At 68.5% G+C, this 19090-nt stretch carries 21 protein-coding genes; 10 read left to right on the forward strand and 11 right to left on the reverse strand.

Annotated features, from left to right (window positions below):
* Positions 1-190 precede the first annotated feature (190 nt).
* From G3I56_RS18970 to G3I56_RS18985, 4 genes are all read left to right on the forward strand, one after another.
* The gene (locus tag G3I56_RS18970) at positions 191-3691 is read left to right on the forward strand and encodes a DNRLRE domain-containing protein (RefSeq protein WP_164410407.1); all 3501 of its coding nucleotides are present in this window, start codon (positions 191-193) and stop codon (positions 3689-3691) included.
* Between the two features lie 150 nt (positions 3692-3841).
* Positions 3842-4234, forward strand: coding sequence for a DUF4951 domain-containing protein (locus tag G3I56_RS18975; protein WP_164410409.1), 393 nt, complete (start codon positions 3842-3844; stop codon positions 4232-4234).
* A gap of 5 nt (positions 4235-4239) precedes the next feature.
* Complete coding sequence (locus G3I56_RS18980) at positions 4240-4476, forward strand: hypothetical protein (RefSeq protein WP_164410411.1); 237 nt, start codon at positions 4240-4242, stop codon at positions 4474-4476.
* 166 nt (positions 4477-4642) lie between these two features.
* On the forward strand, positions 4643-4918 hold the full coding sequence (locus tag G3I56_RS18985; RefSeq protein WP_164410413.1) for a hypothetical protein: 276 nt from the start codon (positions 4643-4645) through the stop codon (positions 4916-4918).
* A gap of 54 nt (positions 4919-4972) precedes the next feature.
* On the opposite strand, the gene G3I56_RS18990 is transcribed toward G3I56_RS18985, so the two are convergent.
* Positions 4973-5713, reverse strand: a complete 741-nt coding sequence (locus tag G3I56_RS18990) for an ANTAR domain-containing protein (RefSeq protein ID WP_164410415.1) — start codon at positions 5711-5713, stop codon at positions 4973-4975.
* 441 nt (positions 5714-6154) lie between these two features.
* Here G3I56_RS18990 and G3I56_RS18995 point away from each other — a divergent pair, with 441 nt between their 5' ends.
* On the forward strand, positions 6155-6739 hold the full coding sequence (locus G3I56_RS18995) for a hypothetical protein (protein ID WP_164410417.1): 585 nt from the start codon (positions 6155-6157) through the stop codon (positions 6737-6739).
* A gap of 75 nt (positions 6740-6814) precedes the next feature.
* Here the strand turns inward: G3I56_RS18995 and G3I56_RS19000 are convergent, their stop codons facing one another.
* From G3I56_RS19000 to G3I56_RS19015, 4 genes are read right to left on the reverse strand one after another with little or no spacing between them, the layout of a single operon-like run.
* Positions 6815-8047: an ABC transporter permease gene (locus G3I56_RS19000; protein ID WP_164410419.1), complete on the reverse strand. Its 1233-nt coding sequence runs from the start codon at positions 8045-8047 to the stop codon at positions 6815-6817.
* Positions 8044-8736 (reverse strand): ABC transporter ATP-binding protein, encoded by a 693-nt coding sequence (locus G3I56_RS19005; protein WP_164410421.1) that lies wholly within the window; start codon positions 8734-8736, stop codon positions 8044-8046. Before G3I56_RS19005 ends, G3I56_RS19000 begins: the two co-directional genes overlap by 4 nt.
* Positions 8733-9974: a hypothetical protein gene (locus tag G3I56_RS19010; RefSeq protein ID WP_343239992.1), complete on the reverse strand. Its 1242-nt coding sequence runs from the start codon at positions 9972-9974 to the stop codon at positions 8733-8735. The genes G3I56_RS19005 and G3I56_RS19010 overlap by 4 nt, the downstream gene beginning before the upstream one ends.
* A complete protein-coding gene (locus tag G3I56_RS19015) occupies positions 9961-10425 on the reverse strand; it encodes a hypothetical protein (protein ID WP_164410423.1) in 465 nt (154 codons plus the stop codon). Before G3I56_RS19015 ends, G3I56_RS19010 begins: the two co-directional genes overlap by 14 nt.
* Before the next feature lie 376 nt (positions 10426-10801).
* On the opposite strand from G3I56_RS19015, the gene G3I56_RS19020 reads away from it, so the two are divergent.
* A complete protein-coding gene (locus tag G3I56_RS19020; RefSeq protein WP_164410425.1) occupies positions 10802-11539 on the forward strand; it encodes a response regulator transcription factor in 738 nt (245 codons plus the stop codon).
* Positions 11529-13364: a HAMP domain-containing sensor histidine kinase gene (locus G3I56_RS19025; RefSeq protein ID WP_343239993.1), complete on the forward strand. Its 1836-nt coding sequence runs from the start codon at positions 11529-11531 to the stop codon at positions 13362-13364. The genes G3I56_RS19020 and G3I56_RS19025 overlap by 11 nt, the downstream gene beginning before the upstream one ends.
* 11 nt (positions 13365-13375) lie before the next feature.
* Here the strand turns inward: G3I56_RS19025 and G3I56_RS19030 are convergent, their stop codons facing one another.
* Positions 13376-13570, reverse strand: coding sequence for a hypothetical protein (locus tag G3I56_RS19030; RefSeq protein WP_164410426.1), 195 nt, complete (start codon positions 13568-13570; stop codon positions 13376-13378).
* 257 nt (positions 13571-13827) lie between these two features.
* Here G3I56_RS19030 and G3I56_RS19035 point away from each other — a divergent pair, with 257 nt between their 5' ends.
* Both G3I56_RS19035 and G3I56_RS19040 read left to right on the forward strand, forming a co-directional pair.
* Positions 13828-14214: an STAS domain-containing protein gene (locus G3I56_RS19035; RefSeq protein WP_343239994.1), complete on the forward strand. Its 387-nt coding sequence runs from the start codon at positions 13828-13830 to the stop codon at positions 14212-14214.
* Positions 14211-15179, forward strand: a complete 969-nt coding sequence (locus G3I56_RS19040; RefSeq protein WP_203690192.1) for a sensor histidine kinase — start codon at positions 14211-14213, stop codon at positions 15177-15179. The genes G3I56_RS19035 and G3I56_RS19040 overlap by 4 nt, the downstream gene beginning before the upstream one ends.
* A 471-nt stretch (positions 15180-15650) precedes the next feature.
* Here the strand turns inward: G3I56_RS19040 and G3I56_RS19045 are convergent, their stop codons facing one another.
* Positions 15651-15950, reverse strand: coding sequence for a peptidoglycan-binding protein (locus tag G3I56_RS19045; protein WP_343239995.1), 300 nt, complete (start codon positions 15948-15950; stop codon positions 15651-15653).
* 359 nt (positions 15951-16309) lie between these two features.
* On the reverse strand, positions 16310-16678 hold the full coding sequence (locus tag G3I56_RS19050) for an SH3 domain-containing protein (RefSeq protein ID WP_164410428.1): 369 nt from the start codon (positions 16676-16678) through the stop codon (positions 16310-16312).
* Between the two features lie 213 nt (positions 16679-16891).
* Here G3I56_RS19050 and G3I56_RS44755 point away from each other — a divergent pair, with 213 nt between their 5' ends.
* Positions 16892-17014, forward strand: a complete 123-nt coding sequence (locus G3I56_RS44755) for a hypothetical protein (protein ID WP_275406757.1) — start codon at positions 16892-16894, stop codon at positions 17012-17014.
* Positions 17015-17209: 195 nt separating this feature from the next.
* On the opposite strand, the gene G3I56_RS19055 is transcribed toward G3I56_RS44755, so the two are convergent.
* The 3 genes from G3I56_RS19055 to G3I56_RS19065 all read right to left on the reverse strand — a co-directional run bounded on the left by G3I56_RS19055 (position 17210) and on the right by G3I56_RS19065 (position 18877).
* Complete coding sequence (locus G3I56_RS19055) at positions 17210-17614, reverse strand: hypothetical protein (protein ID WP_164410430.1); 405 nt, start codon at positions 17612-17614, stop codon at positions 17210-17212.
* A 252-nt stretch (positions 17615-17866) separates the two neighbouring features.
* Positions 17867-18289, reverse strand: a complete 423-nt coding sequence (locus G3I56_RS19060) for a DUF2690 domain-containing protein (RefSeq protein WP_343239996.1) — start codon at positions 18287-18289, stop codon at positions 17867-17869.
* A gap of 69 nt (positions 18290-18358) precedes the next feature.
* Positions 18359-18877, reverse strand: coding sequence for a hypothetical protein (locus tag G3I56_RS19065; protein WP_164410432.1), 519 nt, complete (start codon positions 18875-18877; stop codon positions 18359-18361).
* Positions 18878-19090: the final 213 nt, after the last annotated feature.

The following is a 19090-nucleotide window of genomic DNA, read 5'->3' on the forward strand; positions in this document are numbered from 1 at the left end:
AAGCCAGAGTTCCCTGTGGGTTAGTGGTAATGATCACATCATGTACAGGTCAATTACTTCCAAAGTGGCGCTTTAGGGCACTTCAAGAGACCGCAGCCCCCTTGTCGTTGAAAAACAGCGCGTGACGACAGCCGCGCATTGGGCCATGCTCTGGTCCCGTTGGGTCCCAGGGGGGAAGGAAACCTCGCGCATGTCGAGCACACGGCCGAGCACATGGCGCCGCAGACCCGGTCGCCGGATCATCGCGGCGGCCGTCGTGGCTGCCGTCGCGGCCTCCGGCCTGACGTACGCCGGGTTGAGCGGCAGCGGGGAGCGGTCACAGCCGGAGACAAAGCCCCGGCACAGCGCGCCGTTGAGTCAGACCGAGGCTGCGGTGAAGGCAGCGCGAATCGGAAAGCCGGTCGAGGTCACCGGGCTGCGCACGGCGTACGAAACCACGTGGGCACGGCCGGACGGCCTGTCGCAGCGGCGGATCCACTCAACGCCCATCCGGGCCAAGGTGGACGGGACTTGGCAAGCGATCGACACCTCACTCGGGCAGACCGAGGACGGCTGGTCCCCCAGGGCGACGAACGTACGGATGACCTTCTCGGCGGGTACGGATGCCCGCGGACAGGACGACCGGGCCGATCGTGGCGCGGGCGCGCTCCGGGTCCCCCTGCTGGCGCAGGCGGACACCACGACGACCGGCAACGCACTGGTGACCCTCACCACCAGCGGCCACGACATCGTCCTGACCTGGCCGTATGACATTCCGACACCCATCATCGACGGTTCGCGAGCGCTCTACCCGGAGATCCTGCCCGGCGCCGACCTGGTGCTGACGGCGGACGACGGAGGCTTCGCACAGTTGCTCGTCCTGAAGACCCGTGCGGCGGCGGCCGACCCCCGGGTGACACAGCTGTCGTACGGCCTGTCCTCCCCCGACCTCAGCTTCTCCCTGGACCCGACCACCGGCATCATCAGCGCCGAGGACGACGCCGGCGAGGAGGTGGCGGTCTCTCCCACCCCCTTGATGTGGGACAGCTCGGGCACCCCGGCGCTCACCAACGGCCAGGCCGGCAGCAGCGTTTCACCGACCGACTCGGAGTCGTTGTCCGAGGACGAGTCGAGCGAGCCCGACGACTCCGAGTCCCCGTCGGACTCGCCTGAGCCAAGCGACACCTCCGACTACGTCGACTCGGGGGACACAGCCGCCGAGGTACTCCCGGACGCCACCGACGAGGCCCCGGACCCGTCCGCATCGGAAGGCGCGGGGGCCAGTCCCTCCGTACCGGCGGAGGCTTCTCCGGATCCGACGCATTCGGGTGCGAGCGCGACGTTCGATCTGCCGTCGTTGGCCGGCCCACAGCCGGACTCGAAGGGCACGCTCATCGAGACCGACCTGAACGGCTCGACCTGGACACTGACGCCTGATCAGGAGTTTCTCGCCGACGCGGACACGGTGTACCCGGTCTTCGTCGACCCGTCGATCCTCAAGCACCACAACGACTGGACGACGGCCTACAGCCGTCACCCCAACGCGAACTTCTACGACGGGCGGAACTTCAACCAGGGGACGAGCGAGGCGCGGGTCGGCTTCGAGTCGGACACCTGGGGGACGTCCCGGTCCTTCTTCACCATGGACTGGAACCCTGACCTGAAGGGCTCCACCGTCAAGACCGCGAAACTGCACATACTGGAGACGTACTCCTGGTCATGCAGCCCGCGCAGCGTGAACGTGTACGTCACCGGGCCGATCAGCAACAAGACGACCTGGCGGAACGCGCCCAGCATGACGGCCGGCAACAAGCTGGCGACCAAGAGCTTCGCCCACGGGTACAGGGCGGCGACCTGCCCGGACGAGTACGAGGAGTTCGACGTCAAACGCGCCGCACAGAAGGCGCTTTCGGACGGCGCGGACTCTCTGACCCTCGGTCTGCGCGCGGGTGATGAGAACTCCGCGTACTCCTGGAAGAAGTTCCAGGCCAACGACGGAAACGGCCCGTACATCGAGCTGGTCTACAACCGCCCGCCGGGCGCACCCACCAGCCTGGACCTCGATCCCGACCTGTCGTGCGACACCGTCGCGCCGTACGTCAACGTCGGTGCCTCCTCGATCACCTTCTGGGCGAACGCGACCGACAAGGACAACAACCTGGCCTCGCTCCAATTCGAACTCTGGCCGACGAACGGCAGCGGCAACCTGCTGGGATCCAAAGGCATTGCGAAGATAGACGGCCAGACCGGTTCGACCCGGGAACACACCGACCCGTTCTCCACCAGCGGGCTGAAGAACGGCACCACGTACTCCTGGCGAGTGAAGGCCGTGGACAAGGCAGGGGCCAGCTCCTCATTCGCGCCCGCGAAGTCGCCGTACTGCCGCTTCGTCTTCGACAGTTCACGGCCGACGCCACCCGTGGTCACGTCGGTCCAGTTCCCCAACGCGGACAGGTCGAACAACGGTCTCCGCAACGAGGCCGAGGACGCCATCTGGAGCACGGTCAAGTTCGGCACAGCGGGGTCCTTCGTCTTCAGGGCCTCGCAGACGGATGTGGTCGAGTACGAATTCTCCTTCAACGCGACCAACTACACGGGATCCCTCCCTCGCACGAACGGCGCCGCCACCTCGACGACGACCACCTGGTCCGGTGCCAAGCCACCGCTGGCCGGGCCGAATGTGCTGTACGTACGGGCCGTTGACGACGCGGGGCATGTGTCGGATCCCCGGAAGTACTTCTTCTACATCACCCCCAGAGACAAAGCCGACACGGAAGGCGACTTCACCGGTGACAAGTTCGCGGACCTGATGGTGGTGAACTACCGCGGCGACCTCTGGATGTATCCCAACAGGGGCAATTTCGACCTGACCAAGGGGACCGCTACGTTCGGGCCCGCGATGTCCGGCGCCTATCGGGAGAACCCGGAGAAGGACCCGAACGGGAACGTGGCCGACAACAAGCCGCTGTACGTCGGTCCGGTCCCGGGATACTGGAAGAACACGCTGGTCGCGCACCTCGGCGACATCTACGGGGGCGACGGCCTCCAGGACCTCGTCGCCGTACGCGAGGGCAAACTGTGGGTCTACCCGGGCGACGGTTACGGCGCGGTCAACATCGACAAACGGCAGGAGATCCTACTCCCGGCAGGCGGGCCCGACCTGGCGGCCGTCACCCAGATCGTGTCGTCCGGTGACGCCACGGGGGATGGCAAGCCCGACTTCTTCCTCACCGTCAAGGACAGCGACACCGTGGAGACCCTGTGGGCCCTCACCGGTTACAACGGGGCCATCATCGACGCGGTCAGGGCGCTGAACACCGGCCCGGCATGGGCGACCCGTGACCTGGTCAGCCTCCAGGACATCACCGGGGACGGGGTCACGGACATGATCTACCGGATCGTCAGTGGACGCCTCGTGCTGCGTACAGGAATCAAGGACAGCGCGAGCGGCGGTGTCAGCCTCGACTCGCTGTCCACCTCGGGGCAATCGGCCGGAGGCACGGACAACTCCGACTACGCGACGTCCGGCTGGACCTCCACCGACATCAAACTGCTCTTCGGCACGGCCGACGCCAACGGTGACACCATCCCGGACATCTGGGGGGTCACGCCGACCGGCACCGTCCGCTTCTACCCGGGCGGCCGTTCAACCCTCGGGGCCTTTACAGCGGTTCCCAGCGGTGACTGGTCGGGCATGCTGACCCTCGGCTGAGGCTCGGGGAGAGCTTCACAGAAACCGCGAAGGCCACCGCAACCGACGCCAAGGCCAGGCGCGCCACCGCCGAGGCCGAACGCGACAAGGCGAAGACGCAGCGGGACATCGCCGCGACCGAGCGGGACGGTCGCGAAGGTCGTCGCCTCGATGCGGGCCGCGCTCGCGGCGAACCAGTCGCTGGCTGCCTTCCAGGCCGCGCTGGAGGCCGGTGGCGCCACCAAGGGCGCGGTGGAGGGGGTCACCGCAGGAGTCAAGATCTCGACGCTCGTAGGGCAGGAAATGAGGGTGGTCAAGGCTCTCGCCACTGCTCGGGGCCTGACGATGCCCAAGATGGGCCTCGAACTGTGGGGACGCGGCGCGGAGGCCAACGAGGCCCTGCAGACCGCTGCGCACGTCGCCAAGGTGAAGAAACTCGGTTGCACGCGCCGGCAGATCGAGAACGTCCGCAAGGCCTATGCGAAGGTGAGCGAGCTCTCCGCGACCAACCCGGATGCCGGCCCACGGGCCGAACTCATGCAGTACATCGTCAACAACTGGTGACCACAATGAAGTTCAGAGTCCACGCCGACCAGGAGTCGGACACCATCGTCGTGTTCGAGCCGTGGGGCGAGCAGCGCCTGCTCGCCGCCGGTGACCATTTGGACGTCGTACTGCCGCTTGCAGCGGGCGCCGACAAGATCTCGTTCGAGGTCGAGTATGCGCCGGGGATGATCATCCTGCATCAGGGGGTCATCGGCACCGTGTACGTGTGGGACTCGTCGGGCCGGGAGATCGGCATCTGACACTCGGAGGGCCGGCCGGGGCGCGATGCCCCGGCCGGTGGTGAGTTGTTCACCAACGCCATGAACGCCCTGGCCAAGGATGCCCAAGGGCTACGGGGCAACTGACATTCGAGAAACTGGTGGGTTCGCCCGGCGAATACACCGAGGTCGAGGTGGTGTTCAGCTGATGACCGACAAGGCCGCGATCGAAGCCGGACTCCGGAGGTTCGGCGATGAGGGTCGGTCGGCCTCCGAGGCCGCGCGGTGGGTGATCGGGGAGCTGGGGGACGACTTTTCCGTCTTCCAGCTCATGTTCCGCTTCTTCAGCGTCTTCCACGTGCAGGTCCAGGTCCTCCGGGAACTGGAGAGCTGGGAGGGCCTGGGCACCGGCGGCCCCCTCACGGACGCGGAGTTGGACGCGATCGTCGGCCCGCTCACGGTCCGGGAGACGCCCCTGTCCTGACGGGGCGGCGGCGGTACGGAGTCTCCATGGACCCATGCGACTGCGCGACAACCGTCAGGACGCCTGATCACGCGCGTGCTGGCGCCGCACCGCATCCCGTAGCGCCGTCCGCACAGGTTCGGACGGAGGCGGGCCACCGGTGCTCGCCGCGACGAGTGCTTCGGCGACGGCGCGGAGTTTGGTGTTCGTGTGCTGGGAGGCGTCGCGCAGGGCGTTCCAGGCCTGGTCGGCGGTGCACGCTTCGACGGCCATGAGGATTCCGCGGGCCTGGTCGATGACCGGGCGGGACTCGATGGCCTGCTGCAACTGCTGGACCTCGGCCTGGAGTCTGTCCACCTGTTCCGCGCGTTCCGCGGCCACCGCGGCGAGTCCCTGATCAGAGCCCAGCAGGACGACCAGGTGATGAGTGTCCGGGAGCAGCCACGCGGAGGTGGAACCTGCGGGGCCGGACCCGGCGGCAGGGGCCGACAGGCCGGTGATCTCCAGGATGCGGCGGGGCTGGCCGCTCCAGTTGACGGACCATAACGGGATGTCGGCGGCGGCTCTGAAATCCTCCAGGCGCTCCAGGAACTGGAGTCCGGCCGTGTCCATGAAGGTGACCTCGGCCATGTCCAGGACCAGACCGTCCGTCCCGCCGGGGAGCTTGTCCAGGACCGGGCCGAGCAACGTTGTGCAGCCGTGGACTATCTCCCCGCTCGGTGTCAGGACCACCGTGGTGCCCCATATCTCGGTGCGGATGGTCAGCAGCCCGGCGGCGACCGATGCCGACGTCGGAGAAGTGGGGACGGCAGACATGTACTCACCTCGGGTCTGGGGTCCGGATGTGCCGCCGGGGGCCGCGCCGTGCCACGCCGCGCGCGACATCTGACGTAGCCCGCGGCTGTCGTGCTGTCGCGCCTTCCCCGTCCGGGACGGCCTATTCCGGAACCGGCGTGGAGATATGGCGTGGAGATATGGCGCGGAGAGATGGAGTGGAGGCATGGCGTGGAGACCTGGGGCCCGTTCTGCGACCCCGCCTCGGCTCGGCCGTCACTGCGCGTAAGAGGGCGCGCGGATAGGCGTGATGGTGGCACCCAGCCGCAAGACAGGCACAGGTCTTGGCGATCATTGAGTTGCAACGCTCTGTGATCATCGGAGAGACCTGTGCCTGCGCTGCCATGACCGGGCTGTCAGTTCAGACAGGCCCTTATCAGCAACCTGACAGGATCCTCATATCGTTCGGCCACAGTGGCCGCCATGACGAACCCCTCTCATCTCAGGTGGCCGGTTTCCGGCCGCTCCGCGCGGGCAGCACTGTTCACCGTCATCGGCGCAACGGGCTTTGTCGTCCTCACCGCGTGCGGTGGCGGCGGCTCGGGCAGCGGGAGTGACAGAAGCAGTGCCGGTGACAGCGATGTCGCCTCGATCGCGAGCCCGGGCAAGGCAGTTGGGACACCGACGCGGACAACGGACCCCGACGCCGGCCGCCCCGTTATCCGGCTGGACAGCTCCGCCGAGGAGACCAACCGGATGTGGGACAGCTGGAACGCCTGCCTGAGGGCGAAGGGCGGGCCCCTGAAGGGAGCGCCGACCACCCCGGCCGAGAAGGCCGGAGCGAAGGCCTGCGCGTCGAAGGAGCCGATTACGCCGCCGGAGATGGACCCGGCCACGAATCCGGACTACTCCGACGACCTGCGGGTCTGGGTGAAGTGTCTGAACGCCCACGGCGTCAGGGTCACCATGGTCGGCAGCTCCGACTACTCGTTCGACTCGAGCCAGTCGAATCCTCCGAACTTCGAGGAGATCGACACCGCCTGCCAGGTGAAAGCCTTCCAGAAGTAGGCGCATAAGCAAGGGCGTTGGGCCGTCCAACGGCCCAACGCCCTTCGTCCATGTCGTCCATGTCGTCCATGTCGTTCATGCTGACGCGAGGGCCTCGGTGGGGGTGAGGCGGGCGGCCCTGATGGACGGGTAGACACCGGCGATCATGCCGACGAGTACGGCGCCGCCGAACCCTTCCGCCACCGAAGTGAGCGGGACGACCGGCGGCCAGTGCTGGTAGGTGGCGTAGCCGACGGTGGCCAAGACGCCGAGGACCGTACCGGCCACGCCGCCGAGCGCGGACAGCGCGACGGACTCGGTGAGGAACTGGCCGCGGATCTGGCCCCGGTTGGCGCCCAGCGCGCGCCGCAGGCCGATCTCACGGCGGCGTTCGAGGACGGAGATGACCATGGTGTTGGCCACTCCGATACCGCCGACCAGCAGCGCGACTCCGGCGAGTCCCAGGAAGAGGGCGGAGAAGGTGGTCTGGGTGGCGCGCTTCGCGGCCAGCGCGTCGGACGGGCGGCTGATCTGGACCATGCCGGGCAGTTGCGGGTAGACCGTGGCGGGCAGCACGCCCCGGACCGCCTCCATGGCGGATTCCCTGGCCTTGATGTAGATCACCGTGGGGTGTCCGTCGAACTTCAACTGGGCGCGGGCGGCGTCCCATCCGACGAGTACCGAGCGGTCGATGTCGGGGGAGAGCGGGGTTCGGGCAAGGATGCCGATGACCGTGAACCAGCGGTCGTTGATGTAGATCTGCGGGGCGGGTCCCCGGTCGTTCAGCTTCGCGAAGCCGAGCCGGGTGGCGGCGACCGAACCGAGCACCGCGGTGGGGAACCTCTCGGTGGCGGCGTTGAGGAAGCGGCCCGACCGCACCTCGGCGTTGATGGCCGGGAGCAGGTTGACCTCGCTGGCCAGGATGGTGAGTCCGGCGTAGTCGCCGGGGTCGACATGGTCCGAACGGTGCACGGTGGCATGGGTGTTGGCGACGGCACTGGCCATGGTGACCGGACCGATACGGCGGACCATGTCCACCGATTCCGGCGGGAGCAGCACCGGTGAGTTCGGATTGGGGACCGGCTGCGCCTGGAGCATGTTGGTGCCCATCGCCGAGAGCTCGTTCAGCAGCGCCTTCTGGCTGGAGGCCGGGATCCCGGTGACGACGATCATGGTGGCGATGCCGATCGAGATGCCGAGGGCCGACAGCGCGGCCCGCATCTTCCGGGTACGGATGCCGAGCAGACCCAGCCCCAGAAGATCCAGCGGGGCCAGCCGTACCGGCCTGCTGTTCGCCTCGGTGACGGTGGTGTTCCCGGTGGTGTTCATGACCCCTCATACGTGTCGGCGACGAGGCGTCCGTCGAGGATCTCCACCCGACGGGGCAGCCGCTCGGCGATGTCCCGGTCGTGGGTGATGATCGCGATGGTGGTGCCCTCGTCGTTCAGCTCGGTCAGCAGCTCAAGGACGGCCCGTCCGTTGGCGGTGTCCAGCGCGCCGGTGGGCTCGTCGGCGAGCACCAGCGCGGGGTTGTTGACCAGAGCCCGGGCGATGGCGACGCGCTGGCGTTCACCGCCGGAGAGCTGGTGCGAGAGGTGTCCGGCCCGGTGGCCCAGGCCGACCCGGGCCAGCGCCTCCAGCGCCAGCGGACGGCGTCGGCCGCGCGGCACACCCGCGTAGAGCAGACCGGTGGCGACGTTCTCGGCTGCGGTCAGCCCCTCGGTGAGATGGAACTGCTGGAAGACGAAGCCGAGCCAGCGGCCACGCAGCGCGGACAACCGCCGGTCGGAGAGCGAGGAAACGTCCCGGCCACCGATCTCCACGGTGCCGCTCGTCGGCCGGTCCAGGGTGCCCATGATGTTCAGCAGAGTGGACTTGCCGGACCCGGAAGGTCCGACGATGGCCAGTAGTTCACCGGTCTCGATGGCCAGCGAGACATCGTCCAGCGCGTTGACCCCACCGGGATACGCCATGCTCGCGTTGCGGACGGTGAGTACCGGACGTGTGCGGTCGGTCATGAGGCCGTTGCCACCTTGGTGCCCGCGGTGATGCCGGTGCCGCTCACTTCCACCAGTCCCTTGGCGAACATCCCCGTCTCGACGGCCAGCAGACGGCCGCCGGGGAGCTGGAGCGCGTAACCGCCGCCGCTCAGCGCGAGCAGCGCGCCGACCGGCACGGCCAGTACGCCCTTCTTGGTCTGCCCGGTGAACTGCACTTGTACGGGTGCGGAGTTGAGGCGGCGCAGCGCCGCCGTGCTGTCCAGCGAGACGGTCACCACCAGCTGCGGTGTGCCGCCGGAGTCACCGCCTGCCTGGTCGGATGCCTGGGCATCCGTGCTGATGGCAGAGACGGTGCCATGGGCCTCGGAGTTGTCGGGCAGCGTCACGGTCGCTTTGTCACCCTGCTGGATCGAGTCGACGTCGGTCGCGTCCAGCGCCACCGACACCGACTTGGCGGTACCGGTGACCGACATCAGCGTTCCGGTGGCCGGGTCGCCGGGCTGCGCCTGTACGGCACCGACCCGTACCTCGCCCGGCAGCACCGCCACGTCGCCGGCGCCGAGGACTCCGGTGGAGGGCATACCGACCTGGGTCTGCCACCGCCCGACCGCCGCGATCAGGGAGGCGGTGAGCACCCCCTCGCCGGGCTTGACCCGGACGTAGGACGGCGACGGGGAGTGGGAGGGGGATGCCGAGGGCGACGGGGACGGCGAGGCGCTCGCGGCGCCGGTCGGCTCCGGCCGCTGCGCGACCCAACTGCCCGACGCCGGCTGGGCGCCGATGTCGTAGCCGAGCGCCTTGAGGTTGTCCGCGACCACCTTGACGTCCCTGCCCATGAGACCCCTGGTGTCCAGGGGGCGGAACAGCGGTGTGGTCCCGTAGAACACCGGCACCGGACGATCGTCCAGCCGGTACAGGGACCTGCCCCTGGACACCTTGGCCCCGACCGCCGGCAGCTGGGTGACCAGGCCGTCCTTGCCGCCCTTCACCGATACGGTCCTGCCGTAGCCCAGGGTTCCGTGCAGCGAAAGGGTGCTGGACAGGTCGGTCCTGACCACCGCGACGGTGCTCACCCGGGGCGCACCGCTCGCCGCGGCGCCCGACGGCTTCCCACCACTCCGCACCCCGGCCAGGCTGACCCCCACCACGCCTGCCGTGAGCAGTGCGGTCACCGCGATGACGACCCGTTTCCGCGCTTTCCCCGGCACCGCGCTGCCGGGCGGCTCGTCGGCCCGAACGTGCTCACTGCTTCGCACTGAATGCCTCCAGCCGGCAACTGCTCTCGATTTCATCCGAATTGGCCGGCTGGTTGTTGGAGGCGTAGTTCCAGCCCGCGTTGTCGGGCAGCCCGACAACCTTGAGCCCCTTGGAGTTCATGCACCTGATCCATTCGCGGAAGTCATCGGCGTAATGCGGGTTCTTCTTCGGGTCCGTCTCCACAGGCTGAAGTGGTTGCTTCAAGGCGCAGACCTTCGCCGATGCGGGAAAGTCCGAAGCGTTCACGCCCGGGAAGATCCGTTCGGCGCCCGCCGAGCCTTTCGTGTACGTCTTCACTCCGTGGTTCTGAAGGCAGGACACCCAGGCGTTGTTGAGCTTCCGGTGTTCCTCCTCGCTGCCGTCCAGGCGCAGTTGGGGGCGGCCCGAGTCGGGGTTGGCGCTCGGCCCGGCTGATCCGGCGCTCGCGGCCGGGCTGGAGATCGAGGCCACGTCGGTGTCACCGGCCCTGCCCGCACCGGAGGATCCGCCACCGCACGCGGTGAGCGCGGAAATCGCCACCACCCCGACGGCGGCCAACGCGACGGATCGGGACCTGGTGCTGTTGCCGCATTGGTTCGCCGGGTTGCGCGGCCTTCGGCCGCGCTGTGTCCTCAATCGCCGGACGGGCTGATCGCAGCCCGTCCGGCGATTGAGGACGAACCGGCTACCGGACGGACCCGGGACACGTCTGCGGCCACAGCACCAAGGCCTGGCCGGTCATTGATGTTCGGCATGGCGGCCACCATGGCCGAGCGATATGAGGATCCTGTCAGGCTGTAATCAAAAACCTGTCTGAATCGCAGCGCCCCGCCCTATGGTCGGCAGCATGTGCGCACATGTCCTGGTGGCCGAGGACGACGTCAGACAGGCCACGGTGATCCGGCGCTATCTGGAACGCGAGGGCCACACCGCCCTTGTGGTGCACGACGGACGTGCCGCGATCGACGAGGCCCGCCGCCGACCGCCCGATCTGCTCGTCCTCGACGTGATGATGCCGGTGGTCGACGGCCTGGACGTCTGCCGCATTCTGCGGGGGGAGTCGTCCGGCCTCCCGGTGCTGATGCTGACCGCCCGCACCACCGAGGAGGACCTGCTGCTCGGCCTCGACCTCGGCGCCGACGACTACATGACCAAGCCCTACAGCCCCCGTGAGCTGATGGCCCGTATCCGCACCCTGCTGAGGCGCAGCCGGCGTACCGGCGGCGGCGCCGCCATCCCGGACGACCGTCGGCCGACCGACCCGGTCCTGCGGGCCGGCGCCCTCTCGGTGGATCCGGTCCGGCACACCGTCCACCTCGGCGGGCGGCAGGTGGAATGCACCCCCGGGGAGTTCGAGGTCCTGGCGGTCATGGCCGCCGAGCCCGAACGGGTCTTCACCCGGCGGCAGTTGCTGACCCGGACCCGCGGGTCCGACCGCTTCATCACCGAGCGCTCCATCGACGTGCACATCCTGAACCTGCGCAAGAAGCTCGAAGCCGACCCGAAGCAGCCGGTCCTCCTGCTGACCGTCTTCGGGGTCGGCTACAAGATGGCTGACGGCCCCGAGGGCCACCGTGCGCACTGAGCCCGCGGTGCACGCCGAGACCCCCGAGACCCCCGAGACCCCCGAGACCCCCGAGACCCCCGAGACCAGGGTGCCGCTGCGCAGGAGTCTGCTGGTCAGGCTGCTGGCTTCCTCGCTTCTCGTCGCCCTCTGCGCGATCACCGCCACCGCCTGGCTCGCGGTACGGACCACCACCAGCGCGATCCGCCAGGAGCAGGGGCAGGTCCTCTCCGACGACACGGACATCTACAAGGTGCTCACCGACTACGCCGCCGTCCACCCGAGTTGGGACGGAGTCACACGGACGATCAGCCGGCTCGCCGACCGGACCAACCGGCGTATCACCCTCACCGCCCAGGACCACGGCCGCCGGACGATCGCGGACTCCGCGCCCGGCACATCGCCGCTGCCCGACCGTGCGTTCGCGGTCATCGACCCGCTCCAGGTCGACCCCGCGCTGTTCCCCGACGCCGGCACCGACCGTATCGACCCCCGTGTCCTCGGCCCGTTCCGGCTTTCCGCCGCACAGCGCCGGGATCTCCTCAGGAACGCGAACACGCTCAGGGACTGCCTCCGCAAGCTCGGCTTGCCCGCCAAGGTCTCCGTCTCGCTCAGCGGTCACCCCAGCATCGAGACCGGCGACGACGCCAAGGAGGCCTACGCCCTGGTCCACTGCGAATCCACGCTCCAGCTCGCACTCGCGACACCGGGCGAGCTGAAGGCTCTCGACAGCCTCAACAAGCTGATCAGAAACTGCCTGGCACATCAGGGCCGGCCCGCCGTGGTACTCGACCTCACGCTCTCCCCCAAGCCGGGCGACGCCGACACCCCGGCCGCGCAGAACTGTGTCAACTCCAGCCGCCGGGAACAGCTCGCCGCCTACGTCGCCCCGGCGGCACAGCTGTTCGTCAGTGAACCGGCCGGATCGGCGGTTCCGGGCTTCGACCTGTCGCAGGCCAACACCATCCGCATCATCGGGGTCGTCGCCCTCGTCCTCGTGCTCACCATGACCGTGACCGTGGTGATCGGCGTCCGCCTGGTCAGACCGCTGCGCGCGCTCACCAGCGCCGTACGGAACCCGGGCCGCCCGCAACTCCGCGTCCCGGTGACCACCGGCGACGAGATCGGCCGCCTCACCGCCGCCTTCAACGACCTCTCCGAGCACCGGGAACGCACCGAAGCGCAGCGCAAGGCCATGGTCAGCGACATCGCCCACGAACTGCGGACACCGCTCAGCACCATCCGCAGCTGGCTGGAAGCCACCCAGGACGGTGTGCTCACCCCGGACGACGACGTGACCTCGGTGCTGCTGGAGGAGACCCTGCTGCTCCAGCACATCATCGACGACCTCCGGGACCTGGCGGCGGCCGAGGCCGGCACGCTCCAGCTGCACCGTGAGCTCCTGGACGCGGGCGACCTCCTGCACCACGTCGCCACCGCCCACGGAGGCCAGGCCCAGAGTGCGCGCATCACCCTGGACGTCCGCACCGACGGTGACACCGAGCTGTACGCGGACCCCATGCGGCTGCGCCAGGCCGTCGGCAACCTGGTGTCCAACGCCGTACGCCACACTCCCCCCGGCGGCAGTGTCACCGTGCGGTCCCGCCGGACCGGGAACATCGTCCTGATCCAGGTCAGCGACACCGGTTCCGGCATCGGCCCGGAGGACCTGCCGCATGTCTTCGACCGGTTCTGGCGCGCCGAGAAGTCCCGCAACCGGCACACCGGCGGCAGCGGCCTCGGCCTCTCCATCGCCCGCCGGTTCACCGAGGCCCACGGCGGCAGCCTCAACGTCACCAGCTGCCCCGGAACGGAGACGGTCTTCACGCTCCAACTGCCCGGCTGACCATGGGGGGTTCAGGGCGTCAATACGGTGCGTACGCCCGGTACCTCGGGCTCGGTCCACGTGGTCCCGACGTCGGCCAGGGGCATCGTCCTGGCGGTGACCGCGACGCCGACGCCGTCGATCTCCTCGATGAGGCCGGCCCCGTCGATCCCGCGGACCATGGCAGTACAGGCACAGGTCTCCCAGGTGATCACAGAGCGTCGCAACTCCATGATCGTCAGGTCCTGCGCCTGCCTTGCTACCGGGATGCCTTACTACGCCTGTCCGCGCGGCCTCCAAGGCACGGTACGTAGGCGGCAGTGCGTGAGGGGCTGTGCAAAGTGCCGCGCATGATTCCGAGGTTGCGGGGCAGGGGGAAGTGGCAACATCGTGCCGGGCGTGCTGGAGGTGCGCATCAGCGTCTTCCCTCCGCCGACCGCACGGCGAACAGAACTGGGGTGCGACCGGCACACGGAGGTGGGGCGTGGACAGTCTGCGACGGGCGAATGTCTCGGCGTCGGTAGCGGCTTCGGAGCCGGTTCCGTCGGGAAGCGCGTTGCGGCTGCGACCGCTGCGGGACCGGGCCGGGTGGCGGGCGGTCGGGGAGATCACCTCGGTCACGTGCCCGGACTGGGAGCGGGCGCTGGAGCGACTGCCCCTTCGTATGACCCTGGGTAAGGAGATCGTGTGCCATCTGGAGATGTCCGGCGTCACGTTCGTCGATGTCGCCGGTGCCTCGGCCCTGGCGGTGGCCGCCCAGGGCCTTCCGGCGGAGCGGCGTATCGTGGTCGAACGGCCGCCTGCCAGCCTGCCACGGTTGCTTGACATGTTCTGGCCTGATTTGTCCGCGATCGAGGTGGTGGCACGATGACGGCCACGAAGACGGCTGGGTCGACCGGCGAGCCGACCGACGAGTCGACCACCGAGCCGTTCGTGCATCCCGCCCTCTTCTACCGGGGCGAGGAGGAGTACCTGGACGGCACGGTGCCCTTCATCCGTCAGGGACTGAGAGCCGGGCATCCGGTGGCGGTCGCCGTGCCCGGCCCGAACCTGACCCTGCTCAGGGACAGCCTGGGCGGGGATGCCGAGTCCGTGCGCTTCCTCGACATGACCGACGCGGGCCGCAACCCGGGCCGGATCATCCCCAGGGTGCTGCGCGCCTTCGCCGACGCCCACCCTCAGACGCATGTGCGGATCATCGGGGAGCCGATCTGGGCCGGCCGCAGCAGCGTCGAGTACCCGGCGTGCGTACAGCACGAGGCGCTGATCAACCCGGCCTTCGAGGGCCGTGACGTGACCATCCTGTGCCCGTACGACGCCGAGCGCCTCGACGACGAGGTGCTCACCGACGCGTACGCCACCCACCCGGTGATCGTCTCCGGCGGCAGTCGGCGGCCCAGCCCGTCCTACGCGCCCGGGCAGGTCGTCGCGCACTACAACCAGCCCCTCGTTCCGGCCCCCGCGGCGGCCGAGCCCCAGCACTTCGGCACCGCCGAGCTGCCGGTCGTCAGGCGTTTCGCCGTCGCGTGGGGCGCGCAGCTGGGCCTGTCCGGCGTACGCCTGGACGATCTCGCGCTGGCGGTCGCCGAGCTGACCACCAACAGCGTGGTGCACGGCGGCGGCTCCGGCAGCCTGCGGATCTGGGCGGAGGACTCGCAGCTGGTGTGCGAGGTCCGCGACCGCGGCCAGCTGACCGACCCGCTCGCCGGCCGCCGCCCGGCCACCCGGGACCAGCGCGGCGGACGCGGCCTGCTCCTGGTGCACGCCATCGCGGACCTGGTCCGGGTCCACACCGGCCCCGACGGGACGACCATCCGGTTCTACCTCGGCTGCTAGCCGGCAACTCGACGTCGCGTCCCGGACGGCCGCCGGCTGCTCACGGAGGCTCGGCGGCCGAACTGCCTGCCGGTTCCGACCGGCTGCACGTCGAGGTCCGACCCGCCGCCGCGCACAGAGCCCGCCCGGCTGAGTCGGCCGACGGTCTATGACCGGTCGGCGGCGACGGCGCTCACCAGTGCCGTGGTCACCGGCGGACTGCTGCGCCGGGAGTACGCCCGCGCCCGGCAGCTCACCCGCTGAGCAACAGCGTGCCCGCGCGCGGCTGAGGGCTGTCCCGCGATGGGCCCTCGCACCTCGTGGGAGAAGGCCCGGGGTCCAGGGGCTGGTCTGCCGTTCACCACGGACCTGGTCGGTCGAGCGGTTCCGGTCCGGTACCGCCCGTGTCTTCGGGAAGGCGTGGCTGTCTGGCCCAGCGCTACCAGCTGCCCGAACACCGTGCAGGACTCGGCTCACGATGCGGCACCCAACTCAAAGGGAGTTTGCGAACACCTTGAACGCGGCCTGGGTCCCCGATCCGGCGATTCCGTCGATCGCGCCGGTGTAGCCCGAGCCGGCCCTCAGCATGCGTTGCAACGCCTTCACCGTGCCGCTCCCGACGACTCCGTCGATGTCGCCGGTGTAGTTGTAGTAAACCGTGAAGGCGCGCTGGAATGCCTTCCAGCTGTTGGTGCCCAGCTGCCCGTCGATTGCGTCGTTGTACTGCCAGAATTTCTTCAGCCAGCCTTGGACGTTCTTGGCCTCCGTGGTATTCAGGCCGAGGTTGACCACCGCGAGCGGGGCGACGGCCTTGGAACTCGTCGCCGGCTTCGAGGTCGGCGCGGACGCCGCGAAGCTGGCGCCCGCACTCGTCAGGCTCCCGCAATCCCGACGACGGCAGTGATACCGACGAGCGTCCGCGTCAAAACTTTCGGTCGCATTTGTTCCCTTTCATTCGTCTGCAAGTGTCTCCGGAGCTGGTGACGCCATCTCCGGGCCATGCCCCCGACAAACGGATGAAATAACCCCGACTCCGCATGCCGGTATACCCGTTGCGGGACCGCGAAGACGGTTAAGAAGGCCGGGTAACTGCGGGTCTTAGTATCTCTGCGATGTCCGACTTTCCGGTCTGTCTGCGGTCCCGGAAAAGTTCAGGGGCAGTAACCGACACCGCCGCTGGTCACCTTGATGTACGCACTGCTGACGAAGCCGATCACGCCGGTCGCTTTATTTTTGAGGTAATACCACTTCTGCCCGCTGTCGCCGAAGTTGGCGTAGTAGTAGCACGTGATCTCGACGCCTTGGCCGCTCTGTCCCTGGCCCAAGGAGGAGTATCCGGTGCCGGGACCGGAGCGGATATTGACACCGTCTCCGGTGAAGTGGCCCAACGTATTCGCGCTGGCCGCCGCTACTACGGCACCCTTTGCGACGTCGGGCGCGGCCGCTTGGCTCACCGCCGGTGCAGCCATGGTGCAAACAGCCGCAACGACGGCTATGGCTGTGAAACGCCTGATGTTCATCTGACCTGCTTTCGCCCGGGACCGGGCATCGGGGCCTGCCTGAGCCTCTCTGAGCGAGGCTTGGCTATTCGGGTATTCATTTCGTCACAGCAAGATCGAAAGTCGACGTTCTGCTGCGACTCCTGAGCGAATCGGGGTAACTCCTGCGGTCACGTGCCGCCTCACCCGGAGTTGACGACTGCCCACTTGTCGGGGAGCCCGCCCTCGTGGCACATGGCTGAAGACATCTGCATGCGCAAGCTCACGCTGAACAGCCGGGCTCAGGCCATCGTTTTCGCACACGAGACCGGCCTGGCCTCCCGCGGCCTCGCAGCCTGGGGCACGGACAACACCTGAGGTCGTCTGCGAACCGGCAACGCGCCGCGCGTGATGGCGACCCGACGCAACCTCGCCATCGGCGCCCTGCGACTGGCCGGCGACAAAACGCCACCGGAAACACCAGCCGACCGTGACCTGCCCCCCAAGGCCGACACCGATACCGCGGAACGAGGACACTACGGACTACCGGGGGGTCTCAGGCCCGTGAGCCCGTCAGGAGGTGACGTTCCAGTTGAGGGTGCCGCTCCAGTTGAGCTTCGTCTCACTGAGGTCCGCGGCGGCCGCCAGGCAGAAGACCGTGCCGGACTTGAAGTTGGAGCCGATCAGGTGCCGCCGTCCGTCGCCCACCTCCACGTCCGAGCCGTGCACGGAGCGGTTGTCGCACTTGTACCACATGACCTTCATGGCCACGCCGGGCGTGTTGGTGACCTGGAGGTAGACGTTCGAACCGTTGGCCGTGATCGTCCGCCCGGTCCCGTAGTACGTGTAGCTCCCGCCGACCTGGCCGGAGACGTTGGTGGAGGAGGCGTAGGCCGGCCCGGCGGCGAGGGCGAGCGCACCTGCCAGGGCGGCTCCGGTGACGAGGACCTTCCGCCTGGTGCCGTGGAACTTCAGCATGATTGCGAGACTTCCTGTGGAGGTGGGCTGCCAATGTAGAAGCAGACGTACGGGGTACAAGCAGCCGGCTGAGGAGGAGTCGGTGGCGGAAGCAGCCTCCACCGGACCGGCGAGGGCCGAGAGGGCCCCGCCGGCAGCGCGACGGAGGCGAGGACCGACAGCGCGCGACGGACCATCAGCAGGACCCCGGGCACTCGCGGAAGTCCGAACTGATGCCGGGCACCCGCCGGTACAGACTGCGTCGGCGGCTGCTCAGAAGCCGCCCGTGCACTCGGTCTGGGTGTTGTTGTCCCAGTGAGCGCACGCCCAGGCCGTCACATCCTTGTCGTTGATCATCACGCTGAAGAAGGTGCCGCCGCCGGAGGGGGCGTTGGTCGTGTACTTCTTGCCTTGGCTGTTCTTGATCTCGAGCTTCGCGTCCCTGGGGGCGTCGGGGAAACGACCCCACGCGGCCCGGCAGGACGGGCTGTAGCGCAGTTCCACGCCACGGAATGGGCCGTCCTTCACAGTGCGGGCGTCGTTCTGGCAGACGGTGTTGGCCGGGTTGAGGCCGTTGCAGGTGGAGCCGAGGCAGCTGGTGGCGGCGGAGGCGGCCGGGGCGCCGAGCAGGCCGCCGGCGACCAGGGCCGCCGCGGTCACGGCGACGGACAGTTTCGACTTCGTACTGGACTTCACGAGATCTCCTCGACGGCAGGGCGGAAGGGGTTCCAACGGGTCAGGTGGTGGAGCCGGAGCGGGGTGGCTCTAGTTGCTGGCCGAGCTGGTGCAGGCATCGGAGCCGCCGCAGTAGGTGATGTCGAAGTGGTTGCTCTCGCGGGCGTAGACGTTGCCGGACGAGGAGCGCCAGCGGGCCGCACCGTCGCCGCGGTCGGAGATCCGCGTGAAGTTGGAGTGGATGTAGTTGGTGATGCAGGAGTTCGGGTTGATGTCCGCCTTGTAGCCGTTCCAGTGGCTGTAGGTGCCGTCGGCGTGGCCGTCCTCGGTGCCGCCGGTGACGTTGATCGCGCAGTCGCTGGCGCTCTTGAGGGTCTTCAGTCCGTTTACCGTGGCCTGGTTGATCTGGCTGTACGAGGTGCAGGTGCTGTTCGAGCGGGTGGTGCAGTTGCCGCTGGAGGAGTGCGTGACGCCGGCCTCTCTGAGCTGGGATGCCGCGGCGGACTGCGACAGCTTGGTGACGGCGAAGGCGTTGCCGGGCAGAGCGAGGACGACTGCGGCGGCGATGGCTCCGGCGCCGAGGGTGGTGCGGCGCATGTTGATACGCATGATGGTCTCCTTATCGAGATCGAGACAAAGTGGGTGGATGTGGGCACGCGGGTGCCTCGGGGGATTTCACTCGGGCAGAGGCAGGGCCTGAGCGGACGTCCTGGGACGCCGCCGGCGAGCCGAGCCGATGCGTGGTGCCGCTCGCCAGGCCTGAACAGCGCGGCTGGGAGCGAGAACACGCTCTTCGATGACGGGGCGTGGATGGATTCGCGC

It is taken from the genome of Streptomyces sp. SID12488, from assembly GCF_010548275.1.
GTDB lineage: Bacteria > Actinomycetota > Actinomycetes > Streptomycetales > Streptomycetaceae > Streptomyces.

Bases quoted from the DNA above. Each gene is read 5' to 3' on its own strand.
- G3I56_RS18970 (WP_164410407.1), top strand. From the start codon at position 191: ATGTCGAGCACACGGCCGAGCACATGGCGCCGCAGACCCGGTCGCCGG.
- G3I56_RS18975 (WP_164410409.1), top strand. From the start codon at position 3,842: ATGCGGGCCGCGCTCGCGGCGAACCAGTCGCTGGCTGCCTTCCAGGCC.
- G3I56_RS18980 (WP_164410411.1), top strand. From the start codon at position 4,240: ATGAAGTTCAGAGTCCACGCCGACCAGGAGTCGGACACCATCGTCGTG.
- G3I56_RS18985 (WP_164410413.1), top strand. From the start codon at position 4,643: ATGACCGACAAGGCCGCGATCGAAGCCGGACTCCGGAGGTTCGGCGAT.
- G3I56_RS18990 (WP_164410415.1), bottom strand. From the start codon at position 5,713: ATGTCTGCCGTCCCCACTTCTCCGACGTCGGCATCGGTCGCCGCCGGG.
- G3I56_RS18995 (WP_164410417.1), top strand. From the start codon at position 6,155: ATGACGAACCCCTCTCATCTCAGGTGGCCGGTTTCCGGCCGCTCCGCG.
- G3I56_RS19000 (WP_164410419.1), bottom strand. From the start codon at position 8,047: ATGAACACCACCGGGAACACCACCGTCACCGAGGCGAACAGCAGGCCG.
- G3I56_RS19005 (WP_164410421.1), bottom strand. From the start codon at position 8,736: ATGACCGACCGCACACGTCCGGTACTCACCGTCCGCAACGCGAGCATG.
- G3I56_RS19020 (WP_164410425.1), top strand. From the start codon at position 10,802: ATGTGCGCACATGTCCTGGTGGCCGAGGACGACGTCAGACAGGCCACG.
- G3I56_RS19040 (WP_203690192.1), top strand. From the start codon at position 14,211: ATGACGGCCACGAAGACGGCTGGGTCGACCGGCGAGCCGACCGACGAG.
- G3I56_RS19050 (WP_164410428.1), bottom strand. From the start codon at position 16,678: ATGAACATCAGGCGTTTCACAGCCATAGCCGTCGTTGCGGCTGTTTGC.
- G3I56_RS44755 (WP_275406757.1), top strand. From the start codon at position 16,892: ATGGCTGAAGACATCTGCATGCGCAAGCTCACGCTGAACAGCCGGGCT.
- G3I56_RS19055 (WP_164410430.1), bottom strand. From the start codon at position 17,614: ATGCTGAAGTTCCACGGCACCAGGCGGAAGGTCCTCGTCACCGGAGCC.
- G3I56_RS19065 (WP_164410432.1), bottom strand. From the start codon at position 18,877: ATGCGTATCAACATGCGCCGCACCACCCTCGGCGCCGGAGCCATCGCC.